This is a genomic window from Exiguobacterium sp. FD-YE-25-4, assembly GCF_057004685.1.
Genome location: NZ_CM168041.1, coordinates 1,417,304 through 1,430,949, shown reverse-complemented (window position 1 = coordinate 1,430,949; position 13,646 = coordinate 1,417,304). Strand labels below are relative to the sequence as shown.

Below are 13,646 nucleotides of genomic sequence, written 5' to 3'. Positions count from 1 at the left end.
AAAAAAACATCACCTTTTTCTATTTTTCGTTACTGAAACCCTTTTCATACACAAAAAGACCGTCTGCTTGCACGAGGCAAACAAACGGACTCAGTCGTTGGTCAAATAGCGGGCCAGATTGTCGAGTGTGGAGCGAAGTCCGACATCATGATCTTGTTTCCGGATGCCCGGCGGCACGTTCTCACAAACGATTGTGACGCGTGTCCCTCCATCGAGCGCCTCCAAATACCACGTCTGAATCATTTCACCAGCAAAGGCCGGGTCTGCTGACTCGAATGTACCCACCTGCACAATCTTGAGACCGGGGACGAGGTCCAAAAAGCGTCCGTTCGACACATCGGTCCGGTCCGTCGTTTTGCCGGAGATGAGATCGGCTTCTTCATACGTGAGGACGAGCTGATACGTGCCGCCGACCCATGGCTCGAACACGGTCGCACGAGCCGACATCCCTTTCGGTGGAAGCCACTCGACGAGCTCATCAGAGTTGAGAAATGCTTGATAGATCCGTTCTGGAGTTGCCTCAATCCATGCCACGGCTGTATCGATACGTCGATTCATATCGGATCACTCCTTTAGCGCGTGCTACAGTACAGTCAGTCGTGCGGAACTTCCTTTTAAATTTCTTCTTAAATTTCTTCGCCAAATCAACTCTCAAGATACATATCCATGCGCAACAATTCGTCTCGAAGCGGGGATAAATCTATTACCGAATGGACGCCCATCATATAGTCGTATCCAAAGAACACTTTGAACCTATACTCTTCGTCTGACTCATTCACTTTAGACTCTAACTCAGCGTAAAGCGCATTCCTTAACATGAGTCGAAGCATGTTCGGGATTTGGTCTCGTGACAGTGCCTTCCCTGGCCTCACTTTTTTACGAAGATCTCTCATCCGGATTGGATAAAGCGCATTGAACGCGCTTTTCGAAGAGGGGCGATACGCATAATCACGTCGTTCAAGATAGGAGACAGTCAATGTCTTCACTCCTAAATAACTCATGATTCGCTCAATCGCTTCAACGTAATTCGATTCCACGCGGAGATATTCCTCCAACATGAAGACGACACCGTCAAACGTTCGGAGGATGTCCGTGATTTCCGTCCACTCGTCAATTTTTCCTCTCGTTTCAGGATGATATTTGGTTATGCTATAGATGTTCACATAGTCACCTAGCCTGTTCCTTTGTTTTGTGTGTAGTCTAAAAAAAGGACACGACAGTAGAGTCGTGTCCGATTATGCGCCGACAATCGCGTCGTGATTCCCTTTTGTCCATCCGTAGGCGACTTCACGGAGGGCAAGTTCCCCGAACAAGCGCTCTTTCGCATCGATGACTTGCCCGTCACGTTGCTCATAGAACGTGCGGTAAGGGTTCAATTCGAGCGCCCAAATGATGAGCCCGTGATTCGACATCGCTTGAATCGCTCGCTCCAGCAATAGCGAACCAATCCCGTTACGCTGATGGTCCTCTAGAATGTAAATCGCATAAATCTCATTCGGATGGTCCGGATATTCGCCCGTCCGTTCTTCCCCGTAAAGAACGAACCCGACGATTTCCTCTTCGACGATGGCGACAAACCCTTCGACTTCTCGTTTCGCGAGGGCGCTGCGGACCTTTTCAGACCACTCGATCGCGTTCGAACCGAGCTTCAAGAGAAAGTCGGCCGGCACAATTCCCCGATAGGTTGTGCGCCATCCGTTCACCCTCACCCGCGCAATCCCGTAAGCGTCTTTTGGCTCGGCTTTCCGTATGAGCATCCGTACCCCCTCCTTAGCGTAAGTTTTACAAGTATTTTACCACAAATCACCCAATCGAAATCAGACTTCTTCCAGATTTGACTGACAATCATTTGACAAAAAACGACCGTAGGAAATCCTACGGTCGTACTGGTCAAGCGACGTTACGCGTTGTTGTAGCTTGCGTCTCCGTCAATGGTTTTTTCAAGAATGAGAGGAGGAGTGCTCCAATCAAGGCTCCGGCGAGAATCGCGAGGGCGTAAAGTCCCATGCTCATGACGACGTTTCCAGCTCCTTCAAGGAGTGGGAAGACGAAGATCCCACCGTGTGGCGCTGGCAATTGGATAGCGAAGAAGGCTGACAACCCACCTGCAATCGCAGATCCGAGAATCGCTGACGGTAATACCCGAATCGGGTCGGCCGCTGCAAACGGGATGGCTGCTTCCGTGATGAACGAGGCACCCATGATATATGCTGTCTTCCCGGCTTCACGTTCTTGTTTCGAGAACTTTTGACGAGCGAACACTGTCGATGCGAGTGCGACGAGAAGCGGTGGTACCATCCCACCGGCCATGACGGCTGCCATGACTTCTTGGTTACCGGCAGTGAGTGCTGCTGTACCGAAGACGTAGGCTGTCTTGTTAATCGGACCGCCCATATCGACGGCCATCATTCCACCGACGATAACACCAAGCAAGATGGCGTTCGCGCCACTCATACCGTTAAGTGTCTCCATCAACCAAGACATGAGTGCGGCGATTGGTTCGTTGACGACGAGAAGCATGATCATCCCAGAGATGAATGAACCGAGTAACGGGTACAACAGGACCGGCTTGATTCCTTCAAGTGTGGCTGGCAATTTCGCGAGCGCTTTCTTCAAGAAGAGGACGACATAACCAGCGAGGAAACCGGCGATGAGTCCACCGAGGAATCCGGCGTTCCCTTGACTGGCGAGTGCTCCGGCGACGAGACCTGGTGCGAGACCTGGACGGTCGGCGATTGACATCGCGATGAAACCAGCAAGAATCGGGACGAGGAATCCGAACGCTGCGCCACCAATCGTCATAAGTTGGGCGGCGAATTCGTTGTACGACGGGTCATCCGGGTTGGCGGAGTTGATGCCCCAGAAGAAGCTGAGGGCGATCAAGAGACCACCAGCCACGACGAGAGGAAGCATTGCAGATACCCCGCTCATCAAGTGCTTGTAGATACCGGTCCGCTGTTCTTTTTGCTGACCTGATTTACCAGTCGCTTGGTAGACAGGTCCGTCTTGTTTCACGGCCCGGTTGATCAACTCTTCCGGCTTCCGGATGCCTTGGGCGACCGGGACTTCGATGACATGTTTGCCAGCAAAACGATCCATTTCGACGGCTTTGTCGGCTGCGACGATGATGGCAGTCGCTTTCGCGATATCGGCTGCTGTCAATTCGTTTTTGACGCCAGTCGATCCGTTCGTCTCGACTTTGATGTCGACGCCCATCGCGTCTGCTTTTTGCTTCAAGCTGTCGGCGGCCATGTACGTGTGGGCGATACCTGTTGGACACGCCGTGACGGCAAGGATGTAAGGAGCATCAGCTTGAACCGGTTTCGAAGCGACAGGAGCCGCCTCGGCTGCTTCTTTTTCTTCGATGGCCCGGATGACGTCATCTTCTGACGTGGCCGCATAGAGACGTTCTTGGAAAGCTGGGTCCATAAGGAAGACGGATAATTTCGAAAGTGTTTCCAAGTGTTCGTTATTGGCGTGTTCTCCGGCTGCGATCATGAAGAACAAGCGGCTGTCTTGGCCGTCGAGTGCCTCGTAATCAATGCCTTCCGAGCGTCCGAAAGCGATGGCCGGTTGTTTGACGGCTTTCGTCTTCGCGTGCGGGATGGCAATCCCTTCACCGAGTCCAGTCGTGCTTTGTGCCTCACGTGCGAGAATGGCGTCGCGATAGCCGTTGCGGTCCGATAGTTTGCCGGCGCGGTCGAGCACGTCGACGAGTTCTTCGATGACTTCGGCTTTCGAACGGCTGCGGAGATTCAGTTGAATCGTGTCTTTTTTAAGAAGATCCGTGATGTTCATGTTGTTTCCTCCAATCGAGATAGTGGGGTGACGCTGACTTCGCCGACCAAGCGGTCCACGTCTTGTTTTGTGCACAGCCCGAACGTATATGCAGACGCGCTGCCGGTCGTGACCGCATAGCGGAACGCCTCGGTTGCGTCGTGGTCGAGAATGTTGGCGACGAATCCGGCGACGAGTGAATCGCCTGCGCCGACCGAGTTGACAAGTTTACCGCTCGGTGTATTCGCCGTATAAGCGCCTGAAGCGTTGACGAGCATGGCACCACCACCGGCGAACGAGACAATCACGTTTTGAGCACCGCGTTCGACCAACTGCTCCGCGTATGGGAGCGCCTGTTCAAACGTCTCGATGTCTGTATCGAACAGTTCACCGAGTTCATGGTGGTTCGGTTTGATCATAAGCGGTTTGAGTGCGAGCACTTCGAGCATTGCTTCCTTCGTCGTATCGACGACGAACTCGGCACCGTTCGCGCGGACCGTCTCAGCGAGCGTCCGGTAGAGCGTATCCGGCAGGTTGCCCGGGATGCTTCCAGCGAGCACGACGATGTCGCCCGGTTGGACGTGATCGAATTGACGCGTCAACTGTTCAAGTTCCGTGTCCGAGATGACGGGACCACTTGCGTTCAATTCCGTTTCTTCTTGCGCCCGGATCTTGACGTTGATCCGCGTTTGTCCGTCGACTTCGACGAAATCGGTTTGGACGCCTTTGTCCGTCAACGCCTTCTTGATGAAGTCTCCAGTCGTACCGCCGACGAATCCTAACGCGACCGTGTCGACATCGTATTCGCGTAAGACGAACGCGACGTTGATTCCTTTTCCGCCGGCACGCTGTGTCGTCTCTTGAATTCGGTTGACTTCTCCGAGGACGACTTCAGGGAGAGTGACGTAGTAATCGATTGAGGGATTGAGGGTTAATGTGTAAATCATTGGGCGTTCACCACCTTTGTGATTGATTGGATCGAGCTGATGTATGGCGTGTCACCAAATGTGACGAGTGTGGCTGCATCGAGTGATGCCACACGGCTGAACGAACGTTTCCCGAATTTTGAATCGTCCGCCAAGATATACGCCTCACGGGCCAAGTCGATCGCTGTCTTTTTGACGAGTGCCTCTTCCGGGTCCGGGGTCGTGTACCCGGCTTCTAAGTCTACGCCGTTAATTCCGAGAAAGGCGAGGTCGACCCGATAGTTCATCATGCTCTCGCGAGCGTTATAGCCGACGAGTGCCTGTGTCGACCGTTTCAACTCGCCGCCGATCACGAACGTTTTAATATCGAGATCGAACAAGTCGTTGGCGATCGGTAAACTGTTCGTCACGACGATGACGTCTTTTCCGTTTAAGAAAGGAACCATCGCTTGCGTCGTCGTCCCGGCATCGAGATAGACGGACATCCCATCTTCGATGAATGTCGCGGCCTTCCGTGCGATCGCGACTTTCTCATCGACGTGTTGATCTCGTTTCTCCTCGAACGTCGGCTCTTCTTCGTAGCGGGCCACGAGCGTTGCACCGCCATGAACCCGTTCGAGATAACCTTCGGCTTCAAGGTCGGTCAAATCCCGGCGAATCGTCGACTCCGACGATGCCGTCAACTCGACCAATTCTTTCAATTTGACGATCTTTTGCTCCGACAGACGTTGCAAAATCAGTTGATGTCGTTGTTTCGTTAACATCGTATTCCCTCCGTAGCTCTAATATAAAGCGTTTTCATTTAAAAAACAATCATAAACATTCAAAAACATTCATCTTTTTTTACGTTGTCACAATTATAACATAAAAAACGGTCACTAAGTGACCGTTTTTGACAGTTCGTTATCGTTTCATCAACCAATCGTTCAATCGGCGGATGAGTTCGGGGTGTAGCGGCGCCTCAATGGCGTCCCGATATTCCTTATGCAACGTGAGCAACGCGTGCGGACTCGTCCGTTCAACGAGCAAGTGGTTCATGTCGTGGATGATGTGGCTGTCGACGTCCCCTTTGGTCCGAATCGAGTGGACATGTTCCGGTGGGACTTGGACGTCGCGATCACCGGTGAGAGCGAGCACGGGAACACGCACATGTTCGAGCCGTTCGCGGACGTCGTACGAGGCATGCTCGCGAATCCATTTGGCGTTCACGACTTGGCCGCGGTACTTGAAGGCGGCGACGTTCGTCCGCAGCGACCGTTCGAGCAAATCGTCTTGGCGCTGGCGAATCTTCTTCGGGACGCCGGTCAATCGATAGAACACGCCCTTGAGTCCTTTCACCGAACCGACTTCAGTTGCGAGTGCGTCGGCTTGCAGCAAGAACATCTTCTTCGAGGAATCGTTGAATCCGGCGAGAAGGATCAGCCCGGCCGCATTCGTCTCGAGCTGAACAGCCGGGGCGATGACGGCCCCTTCGCTGTGACCGAGCACATACATATCCCCTGCGTCCGGCTCCTGTTTGATGGCGTTGACGACGGTGATCGCATCTGTCACCAAATCGTGCAGCCCGACTTTATTGAAATCACCGTCCGATGCACCGATGCCTTGTTTGTCATAGCGGTAGACGTTGACACCCATCTCAAAGAGCGCCTCGGCCAGTTTTTTATACGTGCCGAACTGGGATGGTCCCAAATTGCCGTCCCGGTCGCTCGGCCCGCTCCCGCTGAGCAGGACGACCGTCTTCCGGGGTTCGCCGTGGGTCATCCACGTACCGGCCAGTTGTCCATAATTGGTTGTCACGTTCAGTTGTCGTTCCATCGTATCGCCTCCCCTTTCATCATACCGGACATCGCGAAGCGTATCGAGTAAAACTACAGCGTTCACGCATCGGTTACCTCAACGTGAAATTGTAAGGAACGTATAAAATTTTTGTTAACTGTATTCTCACAAAATAAAAAGTCCTCACTATTTAAAGTGAGGACTTTGCAATACATATAGTAAAATCACTGTTTTACTTCTCTGGACTCTTCGTCTAATTTGAACAACTTTCTTACCAGCAACAGCGCAGTGGCTGAAATATTACTTTCAGGCTCTTTTGATTCAGGATATTTAAGTCTTAGCTCTTTATATACACTCCTGATAACCGTTTCATCTTCAAAGAAGAGCAAGCCATATTTGCCAGAGTCAACTTTAACTTTCGTTAAAATGTACTCCGCATATTCACACTCTTCAAATTCTTTTCGCAGCTCAATCTCTTTTCCTGTTTCTTTTTCATCTACATACCATAATTTATTTTGTATAGTGAATAAATGTTGGCCGTAAAGCAAAATGAAAGCTTTTTGATAGCAATAGGTAAAAGTTTCTCCGTTTGATACTATAGCATATGCTTCATTTTCGTTAATTCCTTCAATTACCTCTTTGTCTTCCAGCACACTCGTAAATGATTTCGGATTTCTCTTTAAGCTTTTTAATCCCCTGCTTACTTCTTTACCTGCAAAATTTGTAAATAAAAATTTCACAAGGAAACCTGTAATAGCTGGATTTGAAATCTCGATACTTTTTAATAAATTTTGAATAATTATAATTACCACTGATATTGTATATAATTTTTTCTTTTGAATATTGTTTTTAAAAATATAGACAACATTCGTAAGATTTTTCAATTGATTTTTGTTGACCAATTTCATAAGTAAAAAATTAAATGCTACATGTGTTTTGTTTTCAGGTAATGCTTTTAAACACTCAACATATATAGATATTTGTCTTTCATCATTAACATCAATTACATCTAAAAATTCTACTAAACTCTTTTTATATATTTTTACCAATTCAACATCATTTTCGTTATACATTTTAGTATGCAGCGAAACTAAAGTTTTGGCTTTGTTGTAGTGCTGATTTTTTAGCATACTTGCTATCAATGACAAATTACTTCTTATCGCTGATTGATATGCTTGAGAAAATTTCACTTCATCATGATTTAGTAAATATGTCGATATATGAATTGCTTCTTTTTCTTCTGAGACTGTATTGTTTAAAAAATCAAATATATTTTTAAACTCTTCAATGTTTTCTTCAAATTCTTTATTCATATTATGATCTGCAGCAAATTTCAAATTTTGAAAAACGCTTTCCAAACTAAAATGAATTTTTTTATAACTGTCATCCAATAATTCTGCATACTTATCTATTCTATGAAAGTGATATATTGAATTTAAAATTTCAAAAGTCTGTTCAACTGAATCAGATAGCATTTTATCTACTTGCATAGTACGGAACAAATACTTTATCAATATTAAAATTTGCCAGATTAAAAATATGATAGATATTCCAATTACAATTAGTTTCAAAATTAAGTGCTCTGTAATTCTTAAAGAAACAAAATAATCAGGTGCGCTTAACAAATTATTGTACTCATTAGTTATTAGCCAAGTAAAAGTTAGATTTAAAATAATTAAGGATACTACTTTCGCCACAAGTGTATTTTTATATACATCAGTTGAAGCTGAAGGAGATATAGTTTTTTGCTCTCTGTATGTGAAAACATATATAGCTGAAAGCAATGAAATCAATATCGTAAAAGAGCCGGTTAAATAAGTAATTGTTTTAATTATTAAACCATCATTCAAATTGTGAATTCCAAATAAATTCGCAAAAAATGATAAATCATAATTAATGTTAGGAACTGCCTTATAAGTTAATAAAACAATTATAATGACTGCTAGAAAAGTAACTAAAATATTTTTTTGAATACAGTTTTGAATTATTTTATGCTTCCAGTAAGCGTTGCGAGTTTGTTTACGTCTTTCTTTTTCACTCACTATATATCTCCTTTATGCGGAAAATTTGGAATTTAAATTTAAGCAAATAAAAGAGGCAATAAATTGCCCCTTTATTTAATGCTGATATTGATTTTCAAAATATTCTCGAATCAACTCAACGTCAATTTTTTCGTTTATGTCAGTGTTTAGCCAAGGATCTTCTTGATGTGTTAATTCCTCAAGAGTTTTTCCGTCTAAATTACCGAAAGCGTCCCACACTTCATCAATTGTGGCTATTTCTTCTTCACTCAACAATTCATCTCCAAAAAGTGGGTCTTTATTAACGAATGGTTCAGATGGGATTACATGATACCCAAAACTTCTGTAATCATTGTATATTTTACGCACAACGGGACCATGAGTCCAAGCTTCTAATTCAGCTTTGAAAAGTCGGTCACCTGTATTAATTAAATGAAATCCTTGAGCATAATAAAGCAACTTTTGCAATTTCAAAGGAGTGATAGCATAAGGAGTACTTTCAACACTTAAGTCGATAAAGTATCTTGCTACATCTTTGACTTCCGCCATTAATATCTCCTCCTATCTATAACTATTGTAATACATATGTTCCTATTTGTGAATTTTTATTTAATTCAATTAGTAATAGTTCGGTTGACATTCTACATGTAAAAGTCTAAGTAGACGGGATACTGTCTTTCTAATATCCCATTTCAGCTACTCCGATTTTGCCTGTTTTAAAACGCTCTTTTGATACACCTAATTCATATGAAGTAAATATTTCCAACATGTCGAAAGATAGAGCATCTCCGATGTTATCCCATTTGAATGTGTATTAAGGAGTTGAAATAGACGTTCGATTTTTTATTAATATTTGTTGAGTTTCAGCAGATTTCATTCATTTCTGCTAAATCGGTCAATAACTCTTACAACCACAGCGTCATATTCATTGTTATTCACTTTCTCGAGCATCGCATTTAATTGTGGTCGGTTTTGCTATTCCACAGAAGCAATTTATTCATACACTTCATATTTCCATTTTTTCTTTTTTGCAATACTCAATCAATATTCTTCGATGATTTTCAAGCAACGTATCAATACTAATACCATCTTCATCTCTAGACAACCATAAATAAATAGCCATATGTTTAATCTCACTCATAATTAAATCCCGTCCTTTTTAATGTTTTAGTTTTTTTGATTCCATTGGCATTATATTGAGGAATCGGAAAACGTAAAGCACAAAATGAAATTGTTTTAACGAGTTTTAATTATAAGGCGAGTTGTAACCAAATACAGGTCTAGTCTGCCGTGAAAATGGTATGATGATTGAAGAATCAAAATAATGTATTAGAAGACGGTTGGTGCCACATATGAATCAAGTTTATCCGAATCAACAGCGAACGAAAAAACGCTACTTATACGCTTTTCTCCTCTTTGCCCTGTTCAATACAGTACTACATGCATATGATACCGGATCTGTCGCATCCTCCCCGTTCCAACTTGTCGGCGGTCTCGTTTTCTATACAACTCTTCTCTATTTTGGGTTAAAAGAAATAAGGTGGGCCGAAATCGCCATCAAGTTTGTCGTCTGGTTAAACGTCATCGTTTTATTCATCATCCTCTTGTTCATGGGACTCTCCCTCTTTGCATGAAAAAGGCGGCCACTCGTTTGAGTGGTCGCCTTTCGTTGCTTATACGCCTTCGTAAGCAGCGTACATAATCTCTTTCAATTCTTCGACGAGCGGCATTTTCGGGTTAGCCGTCGTACATTGGTCTTCGAACGCGTCGACTGCCATCTTGTCGACTTTCGCGTCGAGGTCCGCTTTCTTGATGCCTTGGGCTTTGAACGAGAGCTTGATGTTCAAGCGCTGACCGAGCTCGATAATCGCTTGGATGAGCGACTCGACGCCTTCTTCCGTCGTGCTGGCTGGAAGTCCGAGGTAGCGCGCGATTTCAGCGTAACGCTCGTCGGCGATGAATGACTCATATTTCGGGAACGCCGCGAGTTTCGATGGGCGTGTCGCGTTATAGCGGATGACGTGCGGCATAAGGATCGCGTTCGTCCGTCCGTGCGGGACATGGAACTCGCCACCGATTTTGTGTGCGATCGAGTGGTTGATACCGAGGAACGCGTTCGCGAACGCCATACCAGCCATTGTCGATGCGTTGTGGACTTTCTGACGCGCTTCGGCGTCACTGCCGTTCTCATACGCTTTCGGGAGGTAATCGAAGATCATCTTCATCGAACGAAGCGCGAGTCCATCCGTATAGTCGTTTGCCATGACCGAAACGTACGCTTCGATGGCGTGTGTCAACACGTCCATACCTGTATCAGCCGTGATTGAAGCTGGGACCGTCATGACGAACTCAGGGTCGACGATGGCGACGTCCGGTGTGATCGCATAGTCAGCGATCGGGTATTTGACGTTGCGTTTCTTATCTGTGATGACCGTGAACGGTGTCACTTCAGAACCCGTACCTGATGTTGTCGGGATGGCGACGAACATCGACTTGTTGCCGAGTGTCGGGAACTTGTACGTCCGCTTGCGGATATCCATGAATTTTTGGCGAAGGTTCGAGAACTTCTCTTCTGGGCGTTCGTAGAAGAGCCACATGCCTTTCGCGGCATCCATCGGTGATCCACCACCGAGTGCGATAATCATGTCTGGTTGGAAGTGACGCATCGCTTCGGCACCACGCATGACCGTTTCGACCGATGGGTCTGGCTCGACTTGGTCGAAGATGCGATACTCGACACCAGCCGGCAAGTTTTTGACGACTTTATCGGCAAATCCGAGTTTGACCATCATTTCATCTGTAACGATCATCGCCCGTTTTTTCGATGTGAGCGATTGAAGGTATTGGACCGAGTTTTTCTCAAAGTAAATCTTTTCAGGGACTTTAAACCATTGCATATTCACGCGACGTCTCGCCACCTTTTTCACGTTGAGTAGATGTTTCGCCGTCACGTTCTCAGAGACGGAGTTTTTACCGTACGACCCACAACCGAGTGTGAGTGATGGTGTCATTTCGTTATAGAGGTCACCGATCCCGCCGTGTGCCGTTGGCGAGTTGACGATGATGCGGCAAGCTTTCATCCGGAGTCCGAATGCGAGGATGGCGTCGTCGTCTGTCGAGTGGATGGCTGCCGTATGACCGAGACCACCGATTTCGAGCATCTTCTCAGCGATGGCGAAACCTTCTTCACGCGATTGAACTTTGTAGGCTCCGAGTACTGGGCTAAGTTTCTCGTGTGAGAGCAATTCTGTCGCGCCGACCGTCTCGAGTTCGGCAATCAAGATTTTCGTGTCGGCCGGAACACTAAGTCCAGCTTTCTCGGCGATCCAGGCTGCAGGCTTCCCGACGATTTCAGGGTTGACCGCACAAGAGTCTGTTTTAATGACGAGTGTCTCGAGTTTTGCTTTCTCTTCTGGTGAGCAGAAGTAGCAACCGAGCGCCGTCATTTCGGCTTTCACTTCTTCGTAAACTTCTTGGTCGACGATGATCGCTTGTTCAGATGCACAGATCATCCCGTTATCGAACGTTTTCGACAAGATGACGTCCGAGATGGCACGTTTTACTTTTGCTGTCTTGTCGATGTAGGCTGGAACGTTACCAGGACCGACACCGAGGGCCGGTTTACCAGTCGAATAGGCTGATTTGACCATCGCCGCACCGCCTGTTGCGAGGACCATGGCGACTCCTGGGTGGTTCATAAGTGCTTTCGTCGCGTCGAGTGACGGTTTTTCAACCCATTGGATCAAATGTTCCGGTGCTCCGGCTTCGATGGCTGCGTCACGAAGGATGCGTGCCGCTTCACTTGAACACTGTTGTGCCGACGGGTGGAAGCCGAAGATGATCGGGTTACGTGTTTTGATGGCGATGATTGCTTTGAACATCGTCGTTGATGTCGGGTTCGTGACCGGTGTTACCCCGGCGACGACACCGACTGGTTCCGCGATGTACGTGATGCCGTTTTGCTCATCGTCTTCGATGACGCCGACCGTCTTCTCACCACGGAGTGAGTTATAAATATATTCTGTCGCAAAGATGTTTTTGATCATCTTATCTTCAAACACACCGCGACCAGTTTCTTCATATGCATGTTTCGCGAGTGCGACGTGTTGTTCGAGACCGGCTAGCGCCATCGCTTGAACGATCGCATCAATTTTCTCTTGATCAAACGTCATTAACGTGTCGAGCGCTGTATGTGCTCGTGTGACGAGCGTGTCGACCATCTGTTCTGCTGATGTTTCCACTACTGCTTTCTCTTTAACTGCCATGTTGGGTTCCTCCTCATGAATGAGAGCTTATACTGCTGACTTGATGGAGAGCACGGGGCGATCAGTGGTTTGATTAAGAGTTTGTGCTTTCCTTCACATTCATAGAATACAACGTTTCCGACAATTTGTGCGTGACAACAATGTGAACTCTTTCACAATATTTTTTTGAAGAATGAGGATAGGTCTTGCTTTTTGATAGGACGCTCAGTAAAATCGTATGCGTTTTCATGAAAAGATGAAGTCTTACAAATGTAAACGCTTACATATATTGTGACGCCCGTTTGTCTGATGTGCTGTGCAATTTGTCACGCAACAAGGATTGGTCGTCCACCCCGCCCTCGGTCGTGTATAATGAAGAAAGAACCTAATTAGGAAGTGACATGACTATGCCGAGACAAGACGCAGCCGATCAGTTCGTAAAACTGATCCCATTAATCCGCAGGAAGTTGTTACGCCGTTCCGACCTCCCGCAAATCCCAAACTTGAACTTTTCCCACTTTCATCTCCTCATGTTGATTGAGGATGAAGGCGCCGTGACGAACGGACACATCAGCGAGACGCTATCGATCGCCCCGCCGAACGTGACGCCGCTCATCACGAAGCTCGTCGATGAGGGCTACATCACCCGCGTGCCGGACGAGCGTGATCGCCGTGTCATCTGGAACCAGTTGACCGACAAAGGTGAGCTCGTTCTTCGCGAGCGCCGCGACTCGTTTCGACGCTTGTTCGAGGACCGCCTCGCTTTTTTAGACGAGGAAGAGACGGATCGATTGATCGACAGCCTGAAGACGTTGACGGAGATTGTCGAGAAAATGGATAAGAGTGAGGGATGATTTTTACTCGTCAACATCCACGTCTTCTTATATAATCGAGGATGAATC

Annotated in this window: 13 protein-coding genes and 1 pseudogene; 2 read left to right on the top strand and 12 right to left on the bottom strand. The window is 46.9% G+C overall.

Features of this window, described 5'->3' with window-relative positions; all coding sequences use genetic code 11:
- Positions 1-90 precede the first annotated feature (90 nt).
- The 11 genes and pseudogenes from AC13H5_RS07365 to AC13H5_RS07315 form a co-directional block, all read right to left on the bottom strand.
- Positions 91-558: an SRPBCC domain-containing protein gene (locus tag AC13H5_RS07365; RefSeq protein ID WP_483546522.1), complete on the bottom strand. Its 468-nt coding sequence runs from the start codon at positions 556-558 to the stop codon at positions 91-93.
- Positions 559-644: 86 nt separating this feature from the next.
- A complete protein-coding gene (locus tag AC13H5_RS07360) occupies positions 645-1,037 on the bottom strand; it encodes a hypothetical protein (RefSeq protein ID WP_161787531.1) in 393 nt (130 codons plus the stop codon).
- Positions 1,038-1,235: 198 nt separating this feature from the next.
- Positions 1,236-1,757, bottom strand: coding sequence for a GNAT family N-acetyltransferase (locus AC13H5_RS07355; protein ID WP_034777467.1), 522 nt, complete (start codon positions 1,755-1,757; stop codon positions 1,236-1,238).
- Positions 1,758-1,890: 133 nt separating this feature from the next.
- Entirely contained in the window at positions 1,891-3,798 is a 1,908-nt protein-coding gene (locus tag AC13H5_RS07350) for a PTS fructose transporter subunit IIABC (protein ID WP_034777466.1), read from the bottom strand.
- The gene (gene pfkB / locus AC13H5_RS07345) at positions 3,795-4,724 is read right to left on the bottom strand and encodes a 1-phosphofructokinase (protein ID WP_483546521.1); all 930 of its coding nucleotides are present in this window, start codon (positions 4,722-4,724) and stop codon (positions 3,795-3,797) included. The genes AC13H5_RS07350 and pfkB overlap by 4 nt, the downstream gene beginning before the upstream one ends.
- Entirely contained in the window at positions 4,721-5,467 is a 747-nt protein-coding gene (locus AC13H5_RS07340; protein ID WP_034777464.1) for a DeoR/GlpR family DNA-binding transcription regulator, read from the bottom strand. Before AC13H5_RS07340 ends, pfkB begins: the two co-directional genes overlap by 4 nt.
- A 139-nt stretch (positions 5,468-5,606) precedes the next feature.
- Positions 5,607-6,518 (bottom strand): alpha/beta hydrolase, encoded by a 912-nt coding sequence (locus AC13H5_RS07335; RefSeq protein WP_232939496.1) that lies wholly within the window; start codon positions 6,516-6,518, stop codon positions 5,607-5,609.
- A 185-nt stretch (positions 6,519-6,703) separates the two neighbouring features.
- A complete protein-coding gene (locus tag AC13H5_RS07330; RefSeq protein WP_483546520.1) occupies positions 6,704-8,521 on the bottom strand; it encodes a hypothetical protein in 1,818 nt (605 codons plus the stop codon).
- A gap of 75 nt (positions 8,522-8,596) precedes the next feature.
- Complete coding sequence (locus AC13H5_RS07325) at positions 8,597-9,049, bottom strand: Panacea domain-containing protein (RefSeq protein WP_483546519.1); 453 nt, start codon at positions 9,047-9,049, stop codon at positions 8,597-8,599.
- Between the two features lie 324 nt (positions 9,050-9,373).
- Positions 9,374-9,460, bottom strand: a pseudogene (locus tag AC13H5_RS07320) (hypothetical protein); the annotation flags it as partial.
- A gap of 46 nt (positions 9,461-9,506) precedes the next feature.
- Positions 9,507-9,641 carry a hypothetical protein gene (locus AC13H5_RS07315; RefSeq protein WP_483546518.1) on the bottom strand — a complete coding sequence of 45 codons (135 nt, stop codon included), beginning with the start codon at positions 9,639-9,641 and terminating at the stop codon, positions 9,507-9,509.
- Positions 9,642-9,852: 211 nt separating this feature from the next.
- Here AC13H5_RS07315 and AC13H5_RS07310 point away from each other — a divergent pair, with 211 nt between their 5' ends.
- Positions 9,853-10,134, top strand: coding sequence for a hypothetical protein (locus AC13H5_RS07310; RefSeq protein ID WP_483546517.1), 282 nt, complete (start codon positions 9,853-9,855; stop codon positions 10,132-10,134).
- A gap of 39 nt (positions 10,135-10,173) precedes the next feature.
- Here AC13H5_RS07310 and adhE read toward each other — a convergent pair whose 3' ends face one another.
- On the bottom strand, positions 10,174-12,765 hold the full coding sequence (adhE, locus tag AC13H5_RS07305; protein WP_034777460.1) for a bifunctional acetaldehyde-CoA/alcohol dehydrogenase: 2,592 nt from the start codon (positions 12,763-12,765) through the stop codon (positions 10,174-10,176).
- A 386-nt stretch (positions 12,766-13,151) separates the two neighbouring features.
- Here adhE and AC13H5_RS07300 point away from each other — a divergent pair, with 386 nt between their 5' ends.
- Positions 13,152-13,598: a MarR family winged helix-turn-helix transcriptional regulator gene (locus AC13H5_RS07300; RefSeq protein WP_034777458.1), complete on the top strand. Its 447-nt coding sequence runs from the start codon at positions 13,152-13,154 to the stop codon at positions 13,596-13,598.
- The last annotated feature ends 48 nt before the right edge of the window (positions 13,599-13,646 follow it).

Excerpts from the sequence above, each read along its gene's own strand:
- adhE (WP_034777460.1), bottom strand. The coding sequence starts at position 12,765 with ATGGCAGTTAAAGAGAAAGCAGTAGTGGAAACATCAGCAGAACAGATG.
- AC13H5_RS07340 (WP_034777464.1), bottom strand. The coding sequence starts at position 5,467 with ATGTTAACGAAACAACGACATCAACTGATTTTGCAACGTCTGTCGGAG.
- AC13H5_RS07355 (WP_034777467.1), bottom strand. The coding sequence starts at position 1,757 with ATGCTCATACGGAAAGCCGAGCCAAAAGACGCTTACGGGATTGCGCGG.
- AC13H5_RS07365 (WP_483546522.1), bottom strand. The coding sequence starts at position 558 with ATGAATCGACGTATCGATACAGCCGTGGCATGGATTGAGGCAACTCCA.
- pfkB (WP_483546521.1), bottom strand. The coding sequence starts at position 4,724 with ATGATTTACACATTAACCCTCAATCCCTCAATCGATTACTACGTCACT.
- AC13H5_RS07310 (WP_483546517.1), top strand. The coding sequence starts at position 9,853 with ATGAATCAAGTTTATCCGAATCAACAGCGAACGAAAAAACGCTACTTA.
- AC13H5_RS07315 (WP_483546518.1), bottom strand. The coding sequence starts at position 9,641 with ATGAGTGAGATTAAACATATGGCTATTTATTTATGGTTGTCTAGAGAT.
- AC13H5_RS07335 (WP_232939496.1), bottom strand. The coding sequence starts at position 6,518 with ATGGAACGACAACTGAACGTGACAACCAATTATGGACAACTGGCCGGT.
- AC13H5_RS07300 (WP_034777458.1), top strand. The coding sequence starts at position 13,152 with ATGCCGAGACAAGACGCAGCCGATCAGTTCGTAAAACTGATCCCATTA.
- AC13H5_RS07350 (WP_034777466.1), bottom strand. The coding sequence starts at position 3,798 with ATGAACATCACGGATCTTCTTAAAAAAGACACGATTCAACTGAATCTC.
- AC13H5_RS07325 (WP_483546519.1), bottom strand. The coding sequence starts at position 9,049 with ATGGCGGAAGTCAAAGATGTAGCAAGATACTTTATCGACTTAAGTGTT.